Origin of the sequence: Delftia sp. WSY_22, assembly GCF_043104185.1 — a bacterium.
GTDB lineage: Bacteria > Pseudomonadota > Gammaproteobacteria > Burkholderiales > Burkholderiaceae_C > Comamonas > Comamonas tsuruhatensis.
Genome location: NZ_JBICKN010000014.1, coordinates 73,123 through 89,258, shown reverse-complemented (window position 1 = coordinate 89,258; position 16,136 = coordinate 73,123). Strand labels below are relative to the sequence as shown.

The 16,136-nt window shown below is 67.8% G+C and carries 12 protein-coding genes; 10 read left to right on the top strand and 2 right to left on the bottom strand.

What is annotated here, in order from left to right:
• The 10 genes from ACF8NF_RS08510 to ACF8NF_RS08465 form a co-directional block, all read left to right on the top strand.
• Positions 1–1,832: response regulator (locus tag ACF8NF_RS08510; protein WP_392450443.1), on the top strand; the 1,832-nt coding region annotated here is incomplete at its 5' end.
• Positions 1,825–2,751, top strand: coding sequence for a diguanylate cyclase (locus ACF8NF_RS08505; protein WP_016447995.1), 927 nt, complete (start codon positions 1,825–1,827; stop codon positions 2,749–2,751). The genes ACF8NF_RS08510 and ACF8NF_RS08505, both read left to right, overlap by 8 nt.
• 86 nt (positions 2,752–2,837) lie before the next feature.
• A complete protein-coding gene (locus ACF8NF_RS08500; RefSeq protein ID WP_017407444.1) occupies positions 2,838–3,653 on the top strand; it encodes an inner membrane protein YpjD in 816 nt (271 codons plus the stop codon).
• Entirely contained in the window at positions 3,650–3,901 is a 252-nt protein-coding gene (locus ACF8NF_RS08495; protein ID WP_392450442.1) for a PP0621 family protein, read from the top strand. Before ACF8NF_RS08500 ends, ACF8NF_RS08495 begins: the two co-directional genes overlap by 4 nt.
• A 2-nt stretch (positions 3,902–3,903) precedes the next feature.
• Positions 3,904–5,667: a sensor histidine kinase gene (locus ACF8NF_RS08490; protein WP_392450441.1), complete on the top strand. Its 1,764-nt coding sequence runs from the start codon at positions 3,904–3,906 to the stop codon at positions 5,665–5,667.
• Positions 5,667–7,181: a sigma-54 dependent transcriptional regulator gene (locus ACF8NF_RS08485; protein ID WP_016447999.1), complete on the top strand. Its 1,515-nt coding sequence runs from the start codon at positions 5,667–5,669 to the stop codon at positions 7,179–7,181. The genes ACF8NF_RS08490 and ACF8NF_RS08485 overlap by 1 nt, the downstream gene beginning before the upstream one ends.
• Positions 7,168–7,809 (top strand): 1,6-anhydro-N-acetylmuramyl-L-alanine amidase AmpD, encoded by a 642-nt coding sequence (gene ampD, locus ACF8NF_RS08480; protein ID WP_016448000.1) that lies wholly within the window; start codon positions 7,168–7,170, stop codon positions 7,807–7,809. Before ACF8NF_RS08485 ends, ampD begins: the two co-directional genes overlap by 14 nt.
• Before the next feature lie 529 nt (positions 7,810–8,338).
• Positions 8,339–11,257 carry a ribonucleoside-diphosphate reductase subunit alpha gene (locus ACF8NF_RS08475; RefSeq protein WP_016448001.1) on the top strand — a complete coding sequence of 973 codons (2,919 nt, stop codon included), beginning with the start codon at positions 8,339–8,341 and terminating at the stop codon, positions 11,255–11,257.
• 206 nt (positions 11,258–11,463) lie between these two features.
• Positions 11,464–12,558: a ribonucleotide-diphosphate reductase subunit beta gene (locus tag ACF8NF_RS08470; RefSeq protein WP_016448002.1), complete on the top strand. Its 1,095-nt coding sequence runs from the start codon at positions 11,464–11,466 to the stop codon at positions 12,556–12,558.
• 177 nt (positions 12,559–12,735) lie between these two features.
• Positions 12,736–13,692 carry a hypothetical protein gene (locus ACF8NF_RS08465; RefSeq protein ID WP_392450439.1) on the top strand — a complete coding sequence of 319 codons (957 nt, stop codon included), beginning with the start codon at positions 12,736–12,738 and terminating at the stop codon, positions 13,690–13,692.
• A gap of 97 nt (positions 13,693–13,789) precedes the next feature.
• On the opposite strand, the gene ACF8NF_RS08460 is transcribed toward ACF8NF_RS08465, so the two are convergent.
• Positions 13,790–14,692 carry a carbohydrate kinase family protein gene (locus ACF8NF_RS08460; protein WP_160852018.1) on the bottom strand — a complete coding sequence of 301 codons (903 nt, stop codon included), beginning with the start codon at positions 14,690–14,692 and terminating at the stop codon, positions 13,790–13,792.
• A 34-nt stretch (positions 14,693–14,726) separates the two neighbouring features.
• A complete protein-coding gene (locus ACF8NF_RS08455; RefSeq protein WP_392450438.1) occupies positions 14,727–16,067 on the bottom strand; it encodes a zinc-ribbon and DUF3426 domain-containing protein in 1,341 nt (446 codons plus the stop codon).
• Positions 16,068–16,136: the final 69 nt, after the last annotated feature.

Here is a 16,136-nt window from a genome sequence, read left to right as displayed (position 1 = left end):
ACCTGTGCGTGAACGTGCGCGACACCGGCATAGGCCTGGATGCATCGCGGGCCGAACGGCTGTTCCAGCCCTTCACCCAGGCCGACATCCAGACCACGCGCCGCCACGGCGGCACCGGCCTGGGCCTAGCCATCTGCCACAGGCTGGTGCAGCTCATGGGCGGCGAGATCAGCGTCTGCAGCCAGCCCGGCCAGGGCAGCAACTTCCGCTTCACGGCCAAGGTCCGGCCTGCCACGGATGCGCCGCTGGACGGCCACGACAACCTGGGCAGCACCGGCGTTCTCATCGTCGATGACAACGCCAGCGCGCGCGAGGCCCTGGCCGCCATGGTGCGCAAACTGGGCATGCGCTGCGATACGGCGGCGGACGGCATGCAGGCGCTGCACATGCTGCAAGAGGCCGCACGCCAGGAATCCCCCTACGGCCTGGCCCTGCTGGACTGGCGCATGCCCGGCATGGACGGGCTGGACCTGGCACGCCGCATGCGCGAGCAGCAGGACCTGGCCAAGACCCCGGCTGCGCTCATGGTCACGGCCTTCGGGCGCGACGAAGTGCAGCTGCAGGCCGCGCAGTTGGGCCCGCGGGGCCTGCTGATCAAGCCCTTGACCGCATCGGCACTGCGCTCGTGCATCCGGGAGGCACTGCGGGACCCCGAATCGCCCCCGCCGGAAAGCCCGGCGGCCGGCCCCTCGCCACAGCAGCGCTACCCGGGCCTGCCTGGGCGCAGGGTGCTGGTGGTGGATGACAACGTACTCAACCGCGAGGTGGCCACCGAGCTGCTGGAGCAGGCCGGCATATCGGTACAGACTGCGCAGGACGGTCTGCAGGCGCTGCAGCTGCTGGACACCCAGCCTTTCGATGCCGTGCTCATGGACGTGCACATGCCCGGCATGGACGGCCTCAATGTCACGCACACCATCCGCACGCGCAGCGCGCTGCGGCATCTTCCGGTGATCGCGCTGACTGCGCAGGCCTATGTCGAGGAGCGCGCCCGGATCGAGGCCGCAGGCATGAATGCCCATCTGACCAAACCCGTTGACGATGTGCTGCTGTACGAGACACTGCAGCGCTGCCTGCGCGCGGGCCCTCCTCCAACGGCAGCGCTTGCGCCGGCCGCGCCCTTGCAGCCGACGCCGTCAAGCCCTGCCCAGGCCTGGGATCCGGCACGGCTGCGGCAACGCCTTGCCGGCCAATCGCCGCGCATGCTCCACGCCATCGAAGGCTTTGCCCAGGACTTTGCCGATGCGCCGCAACGGCTGCGCGATGCCGTGCGCAGCGGCCATTGGGACACCGTGGCATCGCTGGTGCACACCTTCAAGGGCAGTCTGGGCTACCTGGGCGCGGACCTGCTGGAGCAATGGTCGGCCATGGCCGAGACCGGTGCGCAAGCCTGCCTGTCAGGCGACGGCAATGGCGGCAACGCCCGGCCCGGCGGCGATCTGCAATCCCTGGTCCAGGCGCTGGCCGATGGACTGCAGGGCCTGCTGGCGGAAATCGCCCGGCGGTCCGGGCAGACGGCCGTAGTGGCCGTGGCGTCCGCGGCCGCCGTGACCACTGCCGCGCCCCCCCCGCAGCGGCAGCCGATGACCGCGGAAGAAGTCTCGTCCACCCTGGCTCGGCTGCGGCTGCAGATTGCCGACAGCGACTATGCCGCCTTGGCCGAACTGGAACGGCTGCGGCCCCTGGTCGACGGGCGCCATGCGTCCGTGCTGCAGCGCATCCAGCGCTGCACCGAGTCCCTGGAAACCGAGGCGGCGCTGCAGGCGCTCGAACAGCTGGCGCGGAGCATGGCCGTGAACCGGACGGTCCTACAGGGAGCTGCAGATGTTTGAAGCCTTGACCGGGCCGGAACTGCCCACGGTCCTCATCGTTGACGACGAACGGCTGAACCGCAGCATGCTGGCCGAGCTGCTGAGCCCCCACTACCGTGTGCTGCTGGCCAAGGACGGCCCGGGTGCGCTGGTGATCGCGCAGCGCGAAGCCCACCGGCTGCAGCTGATCCTGCTGGACCTGGCCATGCCCGGCATGAACGGCTACGAGGTGCTGGGTGCGTTGCGCGCCCAGGAGCGCACCGCCCATATCGCCGTCATCTTCATTACCGGCCAGAGCAATGCCCAGGCCGAGGAATACGGCCTGCGCCTGGGCGCGGCCGACTATGTCTCCAAGCCCATACGTCCCGCCGTGGTCGAGGTGCGCGTGCGCAACCAGATACGCCTGGCCCTGCAGCGCCAGGCCCTGGAGCGCCTGGCCATGGTGGACGGACTGACAGGGCTGGCCAACCGCCGCCACTTCGACGACATGCTGGAGCGCTCCCACCGCCGCAGCCTGCGCACGGGCGAGTCCGTGGGCCTGGCTCTCATTGATATAGACCACTTCAAGCAATACAACGACTGCTATGGCCATGTGCAGGGGGACGAGGCGCTCAAGGCAGTGGCCGCCACGCTGCAGCGCCATGCGCGCCGGCCCTACGACCTGGCAGCGCGCTTTGGCGGCGAGGAATTCGCGCTCATCCTCCCCGGCGAAAGCGACGCCCAGGTCATGGCCGAGAATTTCCGCCAGGAAGTGCTGCGCCTGTCCATCGCCCACGCCGCCTCTCCCACGGCGCCGCTGCTCACCGTCAGTTGCGGCGTACTCACCGTGCGGCAGCCGTCTGCCGCGCCTTTGGAAACCTGGCTGCAGAAGGTGGACGGCCTGCTCTACCAGGCCAAGGCCCTGGGGCGCAATCGCATCGAGGCAGCCATCGAGCCCTGAAGAAAGTGCGCTCCGAACCACGGCACGGCGCCCGGATTCTGAGCCTGCACAACCGGCGGCAGGAAAGCCACAGCTATCATAGAAAGATGCTCTCCGTCCCCCTGATTTCCGCCAACGCATCGCCCCTGGGCTGGATGCTGGCGCTTGCCGCAGCCGTGGCCTATGCCGTGCCGGCCGCCGGTGCCCGACGCATCAGCCATGCTGGCGCCCGCGCCGCATTGCGCCTGGCCTGGGTGCTCCACGCCCTGGCCCTGGCCTGGGGCCTGCTCGGGGAACAGCCGCACTTCGGGTTCGCGCCAGCACTGTCCATGACGGCCTGGCTGGTGCTCACCGTCTATGGGGTCGAACAGCAGTTGTTCCCCAAGATGCGCGCGCAATTGGCGCTGTCAGCGCTGGGCACGGCCGCCGTGCTCCTGGCCGCGCTGTTTCCGGGAACGCCCCTGCATGTCAACGCCTCGCCCTGGCTGCCGCTGCACCTGGCGCTGGGCATTGCCTCCTACGGACTGTTCGCCGCCGCCGTGGTCCATGCCTCGCTGATGACACGCGCCGAGCAGCACATGCGGCTGGGCGGTGGCGGGCATGACAGCGGCCTGCCCCTTCTCACGCTGGAGCGCCTGACCTTCCGCTTCGTTTCCGCAGGCTTCGTGCTGCTCACGGCCACGCTGGCCGCAGGCTGGCTGTTCGGCGAACAGCTCTACGGCAAGGCCTGGGTCTGGAACCACAAGTCGGTGTTCTCGCTGCTGTCATGGCTGACCTTTGCCGTGCTGCTGATCGGCCGTGCGCGCTTTGGCTGGCGTGGCCGCAGCGCCGTGCGCGTGCTCTACGCGGGCGCCGCGCTGCTGCTGCTGGCCTATGCGGGATCACGCTTCGTGATGGAAGTGCTGCTGGAGCGCGCCGCATGAAGTACCTGCTGGTCCTGATCGTCATCGTCATTGCCGTCGGCGTCTGGCGCAGCCAGCGCCGCACCGAGGCCCGTGAGCGGCGCCAGGCGGCTGCGCCTCGCAACCCGGCCAACGCGCCGCTGGCGGCACCGCAGGACATGGTCGAATGCGCGCACTGCGGACTGCACCTGCCGCGCAGCGAAGCCATCGAGGCCGCAGGCCGCAGCTATTGCAGCGCCGAGCACCGGGCCCTGGCGCAACGGCGCTGAGCATGCAGGACGCCGCCCGCTCCCAGCCGCCCACCATCGACGAGGCCACGGCGCAGTCGCCGCACGACGCCAACGCCCCCTTCGTCCGGCTGTGGCAGGGATTTCTGACGGGCCGCGTTCTCATCGCCACTGCGCTGCTGCTGCTGCAGTTGGCGCTGCTCAGCGTGCAGCCCGGCGGCAATCCCCTGGTCTGGCTGGTCTGCCTGGGCTACCTGGGGCTGACGCTGCTGGTGCGGCTGACCGCACGCGAGCAGCCGCCCTCTGCCCGCGTCGGCGTGCACTGGCTGCCCGTGATCGGCGTGGACATCGCGGCCATCTGCCTGCTGCAGGTGTTGCAGACAGGCCCGCTCAACTACTCGGCCCTGCTGGCCATCCCCATCCTGATTTCGGCCGTGCTGGGCAATCTGACGCTGGCGCTGGCCACCACGGCCAGCGTCACGCTGTTGACCCTGGGCTGGGTCGCATGGCAGGACCTGGCGGGCCGCATAGAAAGTACCCAGGCCTACTACCAGGCCAGCTTTGCCTGCGCAGGCTATTTCGCCGTGGCCTATCTGACGCACGAGCTGGCGCGCCGCGTGCGGCGCGAGCGGCACCTGGCACAGCACAGCAGCCGCAAGGCCCAGGCCCAGGAGCAGGTCAATGCCCTGGTGATCCGCCACCTGGGCGAAGGCGTGCTGGTGGTTGATCCCCAATTCCGCGTGCGGCAGGCCAACCCGGCCGCGCTGCACCTGCTGGGACTGTCCGACGCGCATGCCCTGCCCTTCGCCCTCAAGGAACACGCAGGCTGGCAGCGGCTGCAGGATGCCGTGGCCCAGAGCTTTGCCCAGAACCTGCCGATATCGGCCGCCATCCATCTGCAGTCCATAGGCCAGGAAGGCATGACGGGACTGCATCTGCGAACCTGGCTGACCGAGGTCGCCACCCCGTCCGACGCCACCGATGCCGCCGAGCCCGCGCTGCTGCAGCAGCTGTGCGTGGTCTTTCTGCACGACCTGCGCGAATTGGAGGCGCGGCTGCGCACGGAAAAGCTGGCCTCCATGGGCCGCATGTCCGCCGCCGTGGCCCATGAGATCCGCAATCCGCTGGCCGCCATCACCCAGGCCAACGCCCTGCTGGCAGAAGATCTGGCGCAGAACCCGGCCCAGCAGCAGCTGTGCCGCATCGTGGGCCAGAACGCCGAGCGGCTGGCGCGCACCGTCGAGGACGTGCTCAACATCGCGCGGGCCCAGCAGCACATTGGCGAGGCCCACGCCGGCCTGCTGGACCTGGACCAGCATGTGGCCCAGGCCTGCCAGGAGTGGCAGGCCCAGGGCCAGCCTGCGCGCAGCATCCAGCTGCTGCTGGACGCGCGCGCAAGGACCGTGGTGTTCGACGGCGAGCACCTGCGCCGCATCCTGGTGAACCTGCTGGACAACGCCCAGCGCTACCGCAGCAACGCCCAGCAGCCGCATACGCTGCAGGTGCTGACCGGCGCGCCGGCCGCAGGCCAGATCTGGCTGCAGGTCTGGAGCGACGGCGCCGCACTGGAGCCCACGGTGCAGCGCCATCTGTTCGAGCCCTTCTTCTCGTCGGAAAGCCGCTCCAGCGGCCTGGGCCTGTACATCTGCCGCGAGCTGTGCCAGCGCTACGATGCAGGCATCAGCTACCAGCGGCTGTCGCGGCCCGCGCCGCACGGCCCTGTCGAGGGCAATGCCTTCAGCATCGTGTTCCGCGCCGGCGCCGCATCGGCTCTGCCGGCCTCCCTGTTTGACCAGATTGTGGTGTGATGCCCTTGAACTCCCTGCCCGCTGCCGCATCGATTCTTGTCGTGGACGACGAGCCGGATCTGCGCACCCTCTATGAACTGACCCTGCTGCGCGAAGGCTACCGCGTGGAAACCGCCGCCAGCGTGGGCGAGGCGCGCGAACAGCTGCAGACCCAGCGCTTCGACGTGGTCATCACCGACATGCGCCTGCCCGACGGCATGGGAATGGAGCTGCTGCAGGACCTGCGCAACCAGCAGCGGCGAGAACGCTGCGTGGTCATGACCGCCTACGGCTCGGCCGAAAATGCCGTCGAAGCCCTGCGCTCGGGCGCCTTCGACTATCTGACCAAGCCCGTGGACCTCAAGCAGTTCCGCCTGGTCGTGGCCTCGGCCGCCCAGGGCGTGGGCGGCGTGCCGCCCCCCGGCGTGATGCCGGCGCGCAGCCCCTCGGCGGCGTCGGCCGCAAGCCCCGTGCTCAGCGGCGGCGGGGCGCTCGACGCCATGGTTGGGGAGTCGCCCGCCATGCAGGCCGTCAAGCAGCGCATTGCCAAGGTGGCGCGCGGCATGGCGCCGGTGCTGGTGCACGGCGAGTCGGGCACGGGCAAGGAGCTGGTGGCGCGTGCCCTGCACGCCTGCAGCCAGCGCGCCCACGGCCCCATGGTGGCCGTGAACTGCGGCGCCATCCCCGAAAACCTGCTGGAGGCCGAGTTCTTCGGCGCCCGCAAGGGCTCCTATACCGGAGCCACCCAGGACCGCGACGGCTATTTCCAGGCGGCACGCGGCGGCACCCTGTTCCTCGACGAAATCGGCGACCTGCCGCTGCCCATGCAGGCCAAGCTGCTGCGCGCCATCCAGGAACGCCGCGTGCGCCCCCTGGGCTCGGCGCAGGAGGAAGCGGCCGACGTGCGCATCGTCAGCGCCACCCACCGCGACCTGGCCGCCGACGTGCAGGCAGGACGTTTTCGCCAGGACCTGTACTACCGCCTCAACGTCATCGAAGTCCTTCTTCCGCCGCTGCGCGAGCGCCGCGAGGACCTGCCCGCGCTGTGCCGTGCATTGCTGGCACGGCTGTCGCAGGAGTCGGGCCTGCCCATGCCCGAGATCGACGAGCGTTCCCTGGAGCAGATCGCCCGCCTGCCGCTGCCCGGCAATGTGCGCGAACTGGAGAACCTGCTGCACCGCGCCATCACGCTGGGCGAGGAAGGGCCGCTGCGCATAGACCCCGAGATGCAGCTGCCCTGCGGCACTCCGCCGGCTCCACCCGCATCGGCGCAGACCCAGGCGCACGACGGCGCCGCACCGCCGCCGGAGCCTGCCGACATGGAGCTGCCCCGCGACCTGCAGGCCTGGCTGGACGAGCGCGAGCGCGGCATCCTGGTGCAGGCGCTGCAGGAAAACGGCTTCAACCGCACGGCCACGGCCGCACGCCTGGGGCTGAGCCTGCGCCAGATCCGCTACCGCATCGACCGGCTGAACATCGCCCTGCCCGGCGACGCCAGCGCCGAGGCGGACGGAGGCGGCCATGGCGAAGCCTGATCCGCAGGCACCAGCCACCACGACCATGGGCCCGGCCTGGACCTGGCAAGGCGGCTGGCTGCAACAGGCACGCCACCTGCCCTCGCCCAACTTCGGCGAGCGCCCGGCCCAGGCCCTGGTCGATCTGGTCGTCGTGCACTCCATCAGCCTGCCCCCCGGCGAGTACGGCACGGGGGCGGTCCAGCAACTGTTCACCAACCAGCTCGACTGGGACGCCCATCCTTACTACCAGGGCATACGCGGCCTGGAGGTGTCGGCGCATTTCTTCGTCACGCGCCTGGGCGAGGTCTGGCAATTTGTGGACTGTGACGCGCGCGCCTGGCATGCGGGCGCCTCCAGCTGGCGCGGCAAGGATCGCTGCAACGACGACTCCATCGGCATAGAGCTGGAAGGCCTGGAGGGACTGCCGTTCGAGCCGGCGCAATATGCGGCCCTGGAGAACCTGTGCGAAGCCATCGCCGCACGCTACCCCGTCGCCCATCTCGCAGGCCATGAGCACATTGCGCCCGGCCGCAAACGCGATCCCGGCCCCGGCTTCGACTGGCCCCGGCTGCGCGGGCTGCTGTCCCGTCACCAGGCCACGGCGAACTGGCAGCTGCCGCCCCGCGCCGGCCAGCCCTCCACGTAAGCACACACCCTCCTGCCGGACTGCGCCAGGCCTTGCACGCAGGCCGGCTTGTCCACAGGCCCAGGAAAAGTGCGCTGTCAATCCAGAAAGCAACCCATGTGGCGCGCAGGCGCACGCCGGGCCGGCCTGATCTTTTTTTACAAATTCACGCATGTGTCGCAGCCCCACTGTTCATGGGGCTTTCGGCGGTCCGACCGGCGCAGCGGCAAGGCTGTAGCGGCTTGCGACAGGCCATCGCCCGCCAGCCACCGCGCAGCGGTGATCTGCTGCTATGGGCTTGCATGCTGGGCACTGTTTTGGCGCAGCGCAAACAGCGGTTTTCCGGCCGTGAGTACCCCGTGTACATGAGACGGCGATACACTACAGGTAGTGCCTGAGAGCACGCCGGACACCATATCTAGTGTTCACAAGCTGTGCACACCCTGTGAAAACGGTGTGCACATCCGGCCATCGATTCCATCTCCCAGCAAGCCTGCCCCCAGTGCAGGTCCGCGTCCGTTCTATCCACAAACACCCGTTGAGGAAACTCATGCAAGAAGCACTGAATTCTTTGGCTCCCGCTGCGCACGGTGATGCTGCCAATCCTTCCTCCGCCCATCACCTGTCCGTGCAGGACGGCTACCAGATCATCCGCCGCAGCGGCGACGTGGTGCCCTTCACCCCGCAAAAGATCGCCGTCGCGCTGACCAAGGCCTTCCTGGCCGTGCGCGGCGCCCAGGGCGCTGCCTCCGCCAGCGTGCGCGAGACCGTGGACGAGCTCACCCAGGCCGTGGTGCGCGCCCTGCTGCGCTCGCGTCCGGGCGGCGGCACCTTCCATATTGAAGACGTGCAGGACCAGGTCGAGCTGGGCCTGATGCGCGGCGGCCACCACGACGTGGCGCGCGCCTACGTGCTGTACCGCGACCGCCGCAACCAGGAGCGTGCCGAGCAGAAGAAGGCCGCCGAGGCCGCTGCCGCCGCTGCGGCCGCGCCCGCCCCCGTGCTGCATGTGACCGACAACGGCCAGCGCGTTCCGCTGGACCAGGCCCGCCTGCTGGCCCTGATCGAGGCCTCCTGCCGCAACCTCAATGCCGACATCCAGGCCGCGCCCATCGTTGCCGAGACGCTGCGCAACCTGTACGACGGCGTGCCGATCGAAGAAGTCTTCAAGGCCTCCATCCTGGCCGCGCGCACGCTGATCGAAAAGGACCCCGACTACACCTACGTCACCGCCCGCCTGCTGCTGCACACCATCGTGCGCGAGGTCATGGGCCATGACGTGCAGCCTGCCGACATCCAGTCGGCCTACGCCGCCTACTTCCCCGGCTTCATCCAGAAGGGCGTGGACAACGAGCTGCTCAACCCCGAGCTGCTGAACTACGACCTGCCCCGCCTGGCTGCCGCCCTCAAGGCCGAACGCGACCAGCAGTTCGACTACCTGGGCCTGCAGACCCTGTACGACCGCTACTTCCTGCACGTGCGCAAGACGCGCATCGAGCTGCCCCAGTCCTTCTTCATGCGCGTGGCCATGGGCCTGGCGCTGCAGGAAGAGGACCGCAACGCGCGCGCCATCGAGTTCTACGAACTGCTGTCTTCCTTCGACTTCATGAGCAGCACGCCCACGCTGTTCAACAGCGGCACGCTGCGCTCGCAGCTGTCTTCGTGCTACCTGACCACGGTGCCCGACGATCTGGACGGCATCTATGAGTCGATCAAGGAAAACGCCCTGCTGTCCAAGTTCGCCGGCGGCCTGGGCAACGACTGGACGCGCGTGCGCGCCCTGGGTTCGCGCATCAAGGGCACGAACGGCGAGTCGCAGGGCGTGGTGCCCTTCCTCAAGGTGGTCAACGACACGGCCGTGGCCGTGAACCAGGGCGGCAAGCGCAAGGGCGCCGTCTGCACGTACCTGGAGACCTGGCACCTGGACATCGAGGAATTCCTCGAGCTGCGCAAGAACACGGGTGACGACCGCCGCCGCACGCACGACATGAACACGGCGAACTGGATTCCCGACCTGTTCATGAAGCGCGTCATGGAAAAGGGCCAGTGGACCCTGTTCTCGCCCTCCGATGTCGGCGACCTGCACGACCTCTTCGGCGCAGCCTTCGAGCGCGCCTACACGGCCTACGAAACCAAGGCCGACACCGGCGAGCTCAAGCTGTTCAAGCGCATCCCGGCCGTGGACCTGTGGCGCAAGATGCTGTCCATGCTGTTCGAGACCGGCCACCCCTGGGTCACCTTCAAGGACCCCTGCAACGTGCGCTCGCCCCAGCAGCACGCCGGCGTGGTGCACTCGTCCAACCTGTGCACCGAGATCACGCTGAACACCAGCGACACCGAGACCGCCGTCTGCAACCTGGGCTCGGTCAACCTGGCGCGCCACATCACCAACGGCGCCATCGACCACGGCAAGCTGCGCAAGACCATCACCACGGCCATGCGCATGCTGGACAACGTGATCGACATCAACTACTACGCCGTGCAGAAGGCCAAGGACTCCAACCTGCGCCATCGCCCCGTGGGCCTGGGCCTGATGGGCTTCCAGGATGCGCTCTATGAAATGCGCATCGCCTACGCCAGCGACGCGGCCGTCGAGTTCGCCGACCAGTCGATGGAAGCCATCTGCTACTACGCCTACTGGGCCTCCACCGAACTGGCCAGGGAACGCGGCCAGTACTCCAGCTACAAGGGCTCGCTGTGGGACCAGGGCATCCTGCCGCTGGACACGCTGAACCTGCTGGAGAAGGCCCGCGGCGGCTACGTGGAAGTGGACCGTTCCTCGCGCCTGGACTGGGATGCGCTGCGCGCCAAGATCGGCCAGCACGGCATGCGCAACTCCAACTGCGTGGCTATCGCGCCCACGGCGACCATCTCCAACATCGTCGGCGTCGATGCCTCCATCGAGCCTTCGTTCGGCAACCTGTCGGTAAAGTCCAACCTGTCCGGCGAGTTCACCGTCATCAACCAGTACCTGGTGCGCGACCTGAAGCGCCTGGGCCTGTGGGACGACGTGATGGTCATGGACCTCAAGCATTTCGACGGCTCGCTGCGCCCCATCGACCGCGTGCCCCAGGACGTCAAGAACCTGTACGCCACCGCCTTCGAGGTCGAGCCCACCTGGCTGGTCGAGGCCGCTGCACGCCGCCAGAAGTGGATCGACCAGGCCCAGAGCCTGAACATCTACATGGCCGGCGCCTCGGGCAAGAAGCTGGACGACACCTACAAGCTGGCCTGGCTGCGTGGCCTGAAGACCACCTACTATCTGCGCACCACCAGCGCCACCAACATCGAGAAGTCCACGGTGCAAAGCCGCGTGCTCAACGCAGTGCCCACGGCTGCCGCCCAGCCCGCTGCCGTGAGCACCTCCAGCGCCCTGGAAGCCGCGGCAGCCGCCGCACGCGCCCAGGCCCCGGCGACGGACATCAAGTTCTGCGCCATCGACGATCCCGGCTGCGAAGCCTGCCAGTAAGCCGCGCAGCGCGGGGCCTCGCCACGGCGCAGGCCCCGCGCCCTGCCCGCCAGCCAGCGCCATGCGCAGGATCTTCGCCATGGACCTTGGGCCTGCTCAACATGCCAGGCCACCCATGGTCCTACATTGACCGGAGCAGAAAGAGAGGCCTCTTTCGCACCGAATGAACTGAACATATGCCTCAGGGCATGCCGGAGAAAATTGCAATGCTGACCTTTGACGACGACGCCACCCTCTCGAACACGCCGACCGGCGCAGGAGCTGCCCCCGCCACCGGCACACACCAGCGCGTCAACGCCGCCGACAAGCGAATCATCAACGCCAAGACCGACGTCAACCAGCTGGTGCCCTTCAAGTACAAGTGGGCCTGGGAAAAGTACCTGGCCACCTGCGCCAACCACTGGATGCCGCAGGAAGTGAACATGAACCGCGACATCGCCCTGTGGAAGGACCCCAACGGCCTGACCGAGGACGAGCGCCGCATCGTCAAGCGCAACCTGGGCTTCTTCGTGACGGCCGACTCGCTGGCTGCCAACAACATCGTGCTGGGCACCTACCGCCACATCACCGCACCCGAGTGCCGCCAGTTCCTGCTGCGCCAGGCCTTCGAGGAAGCCATCCACACCCACGCCTACCAGTACATCGTGGAGTCGCTGGGCCTGGATGAAGGCGAGATCTTCAACGCCTATCTCGAAGTTCCCTCCATCCGCGACAAGGACGAATTCCTGATCCCCTTCATCGAGGCGATCATGGACCCCAGCTTCAAGACCGGCACCTTCGAGACCGACCAGACGCTGCTGAAGTCGCTCATCGTTTTCGCCTGCCTGATGGAGGGCCTGTTCTTCTACGTGGGCTTCACGCAGATCCTGGCCCTGGGCCGTCAGAACAAGATGACCGGCGCTGCCGAGCAGTACCAGTACATCCTGCGCGACGAGTCCATGCACTGCAACTTCGGCATCGACCTGATCAACCAGCTCAAGCTCGAAAATCCGCAGCTGTGGACACCCGAATTCAAGGAAGAAATCACGGCGCTTTTCGTCAAGGCCGTCGAGCTGGAATACCGCTACGCAGAGGACACCATGCCGCGCGGCGTGCTGGGCATGAACGCATCGATGTTCAAGGGCTACCTGCGCTACATCGCCAACCGCCGCGCCACGCAGATCGGCCTGGAGGCCCTGTTCCCGAACGAGGAAAACCCGTTCCCCTGGATGAGCGAGATGATCGATTTGAAGAAGGAACGTAACTTCTTTGAGACACGCGTCATCGAGTATCAAACCGGAGGCGCACTTTCCTGGGATTAATCGCTTCTCTGCAGGCACAATGCGAACCATGACGCGCTTCACGCTTTTGCAATACCGATGGTGTTGCGGCGTGGGGCGTCTCCGTGTTCATTGCGATGCGTCACTCCACATCGCATTGAATCGCTTCGGAGCCCCGTACCCCGAAGTGTTTTGTGCAAATCAACGAAGGAGAAGATGATGGCAACTGCGAAGAAGACGGCCTCTACCAAGGCCCCCACCGACAAGAAGACCACCGCCAAAAAGGCGGCCGCCCCCAAGGCTGAAGCCGTGAAGAAAGCCACGGCCACTGCCAAGGCAGCGCCCGCCAAGAAGGCTGCGGCTCCTGCTGCAAAGAAGGCTGCCGCTCCCGCCAAGAAGGCTGCTGCTCCTGCTGCCAAGAAGGCTGCTGCGCCTGCTGCGAAGAAGGCCGCTGCTCCCGCCAAGAAGGCTGCAGCTCCTGCTGCCAAGAAGGCCGCCGCTCCTGCCAAGAAGGCTGCTGCTCCTGCTGCAAAGAAGGCCGCTGCTCCCGCCAAGAAGGCTGCTGCTCCTGCTGCAAAGAAGGCCGCTGCTCCCGCCAAGAAGGCTGCTGCTCCTGCTGCCAAGAAGGCCGCCGCTCCCGCCAAGAAGGCTGCTGCGCCTGCTGCAAAGAAGGCCGCCGCTCCTGCCAAGAAGGCTGCTGCTCCTGCTGCAAAGAAGGCCGCAGCTCCCGCCAAGAAGGCTGCTGCGCCTGCTGCAAAGAAGGCCGCTGCTCCCGCCAAGAAGGCTGCTGCACCTGCTGCCAAGAAGGCCGCAGCGCCCGCCAAGAAGGCTGCTGCTCCTGCTGCAAAGAAGGCTGCCGCGCCTGCCAAGAAGGCTGCTGCTCCTGCCGCCAAGAAGGCTGCAGCTCCCGCCAAGAAGGCTGCAGCTCCTGCGGCCAAGAAGCCCGCCGCTGCACCGGCTGCCAAGCCCGCAGCAGCACCCGCCAAGGCTGCAGCAGCTCCTGCCGCTCCCGCCAAGAAGGCTGCAGCGCCGAAGAAGGCCGCTGCTCCCAAGAAGGCCGCAGCAGCTCCCGCCGTTGCCGCGCCTGCAGCTCCCGCTGCCGCACCCGCGCCCATCGCGCAAACCCGCCTGGCACCCCAAGCCGCATGGCCCTTCCCCACAGGCAGCAAGCCCTGAGACTTCTCCGGTCTCAAAGCAAAAAGCCCGGCTCTTTCGAGTCGGGCTTTTTTCATTGCGACGATGGCGGCTGTACCGCCACCCGGCGATCACCGCCTCAGGGCTTGGCGAAGTCCAGCACGTAGTTCTGCGGGCCGCGGCTGGCAATCTTGAGCGCACCCAGGCGGTTGCCCAGTTCTGCACAACGCACCAGATCCCAGCCACGCTCCAGGCCGAACAGCAGGGCGCCACGCCACGCGTCGCCACAGCCCGTGGGGTCGACCACGGCAGCGGGCTGCACAGGCGCCACCGGGGTCCTGGTGCCTTGCACCCAGACCTCGCAGCCTTGCGCGCCCAGCGTCACCACCAGGCCCTGCACCTGCCCTGAAATCTGCTCCAGGCTCCAGCCCGTGCGCTCGCTGAGCATGCGGGCTTCATAGTCGTTCACGGCCACCCAGTCGGCCTGCTCGATGAAGCGGCGCAGATCCTGCCCGTCGAACATGGGCAGGCCCTGGCCCGGATCGAAGACAAAGGGAATGCCTGCAGCCTTGAACTGCTGGGCATGCTCGATCATGGCCTCGCGGCCATCGGGAGCGATGATGCCCACGCGCACCTGCTCCCTGAGTTCGGGCGTGATGCGGTTGCCGTGGGCCTGCATCATGGCGCCCGGGTGGAAGGCCGTGATCTGGTTGTTGTCGCGGTCGGTCATGATCATGCACTGGGCCGTGTGCGTGTCCTGCAACTGGCCGATGTGCGCCGTGTGCACGCCCAGATCCTGCAGGCGCTGCACATAGTCGGCACCGTCACTGCCCACCATGGCCATGGGCCAGGCATCGCCCCCCAGCAGCCTCAGCGCATAGGCGATGTTGCCCGCGCACCCGCCGAAATCGCGGCGCAGCGTGGGCACCAGGAAGGACACATTGAGGATGTGCAACTGGTCAGGCAGGATCTGGTCGGCAAACCTTCCGTCGAAGGTCATGATGTTGTCGAACGCAAGCGATCCGCAGATGAGAGCGGCCATGGTGTGTCTCGGCTTTCTTGAAGAGTCAGGGGAATCAGGGATAAAAAACCAGGGCGCGGTAACCGGCAACGGCGGACTCCAGGCCCTGCACTTCGACCGGGGCGGTCACGCTCCATTCGCCATGGCCCTCGATCTGCGCCGGGGCACCGAACTGGTCGAGCCGGATCACGCGCCGCAGCAGCAGCTTGTCCTGCGCATCGGTGAGCGTGAGTTCGACAGCGGGCATGGCCACGGGGAAGTCGGAACGGTTCTCCAGGGTCAGGCTCCATTGGTACTGGCCGTTGCGCGGCAGCTGCCGAAAACCCGAACTGCCGATCACCACATCGCCGATCTGTCGGCGCGGCTGCAGCTCGCAGCCCGCCATGGCGCACAGGGTCTGCAGCGTGGGCGCCAGCGAAGGATGCTGCACGGCCAGCGCATCGCGCTGGCCCCACATCACCTGGCCTGCCAAAGCGCCCGCGCCCAGCAGGCAGCCCAGCACAAGGGCCACGCGTACGGCAGGCCGGCGCCAGAAGGCCTTGCGCCGCGCCTGACGCACAAAGCCGGGCTCGGCCTCGGGCAGCGCAGGCTGGTCGTCGCTGCCACCCTCGCCGTCGCTGTCGGGCCAGCGGGAGAACTCCGGCGAAGGCACGGATACCTGCGCCTGCCGCTCCGATTCACGGACCAGGCCCGTCGGGACGGACAGCGAAGGCGCATCGGCTTTCTGGGACGGCACGGCACCATCCACCTTGTGCGGCGATGGCGCGGAAACAGGCTTGTGTTCAGGCTCGGGCTGGGGTTCAGGCTCGGGTTCGGGCTCCAGGCCGGGCGGGGACGCCACCGCCGGCTCATGCCGCGCGTCAGGCTGGGACTGCGCCGCTGGTGCAGCCACGGACGCCGCCAGGATCTCGTCCACCAGCGACGCGCCAGGCAGCTCGCGGCCCGGATCGTCGGCGGCAAAAGCCGAAGGGGTCTGCGCAGGCGGTGCCGGGGACGCGGGCGCGGGCGCCTGCGGAGCCGCAGCTTCGGCAGGCGGCACGGCAGGCGAAGGCTCGACCCTGGCAGCAGGCGCCGTGCTTGCAGCAGTTGCCGTGGCTGCAGCCGGTGCCGGAGCACCCCGCCCCGGCAGCCCCACGGGCGCCGTCGGCAGCCACATGGACTCCCGGAATTCGCGGATGTCATCGTCCTCGAATTCCGGCCCATCGAGCGATGCCCCGCCCGCCACGGGATTGCCGGCGGCATGCGCAGGCGTGGCCGGCAGGGGCTGCAGATCCTCGGAGGCATCGAACACTTCATGGCAGACGCCGCAGCGCACCCACCCCTGCGAAATTCGCAGCTGGTCGGCCACCACTTTGAAGCGGGTTCCACAGGCAGGACAGCGGGTGACTTGGCTCATCAGCGATCGATTGTAGGCAGCTGCTCGCGGCACGCGCCATGAAGGCGGCAGCCGCGCAGGGACTCGTGG

Coding starts and splice junctions, on each gene's coding strand:
- ACF8NF_RS08505 (WP_016447995.1), top strand. CDS start 1,825: ATGTTTGAAGCCTTGACCGGGCCGGAACTGCCCACGGTCCTCATCGTT.
- ACF8NF_RS08500 (WP_017407444.1), top strand. CDS start 2,838: ATGCTCTCCGTCCCCCTGATTTCCGCCAACGCATCGCCCCTGGGCTGG.
- ACF8NF_RS08495 (WP_392450442.1), top strand. CDS start 3,650: ATGAAGTACCTGCTGGTCCTGATCGTCATCGTCATTGCCGTCGGCGTC.
- ACF8NF_RS08490 (WP_392450441.1), top strand. CDS start 3,904: ATGCAGGACGCCGCCCGCTCCCAGCCGCCCACCATCGACGAGGCCACG.
- ACF8NF_RS08485 (WP_016447999.1), top strand. CDS start 5,667: ATGCCCTTGAACTCCCTGCCCGCTGCCGCATCGATTCTTGTCGTGGAC.
- ampD (WP_016448000.1), top strand. CDS start 7,168: ATGGCGAAGCCTGATCCGCAGGCACCAGCCACCACGACCATGGGCCCG.
- ACF8NF_RS08475 (WP_016448001.1), top strand. CDS start 8,339: ATGCAAGAAGCACTGAATTCTTTGGCTCCCGCTGCGCACGGTGATGCT.
- ACF8NF_RS08470 (WP_016448002.1), top strand. CDS start 11,464: ATGCTGACCTTTGACGACGACGCCACCCTCTCGAACACGCCGACCGGC.
- ACF8NF_RS08465 (WP_392450439.1), top strand. CDS start 12,736: ATGGCAACTGCGAAGAAGACGGCCTCTACCAAGGCCCCCACCGACAAG.
- ACF8NF_RS08460 (WP_160852018.1), bottom strand. CDS start 14,692: ATGGCCGCTCTCATCTGCGGATCGCTTGCGTTCGACAACATCATGACC.
- ACF8NF_RS08455 (WP_392450438.1), bottom strand. CDS start 16,067: ATGAGCCAAGTCACCCGCTGTCCTGCCTGTGGAACCCGCTTCAAAGTG.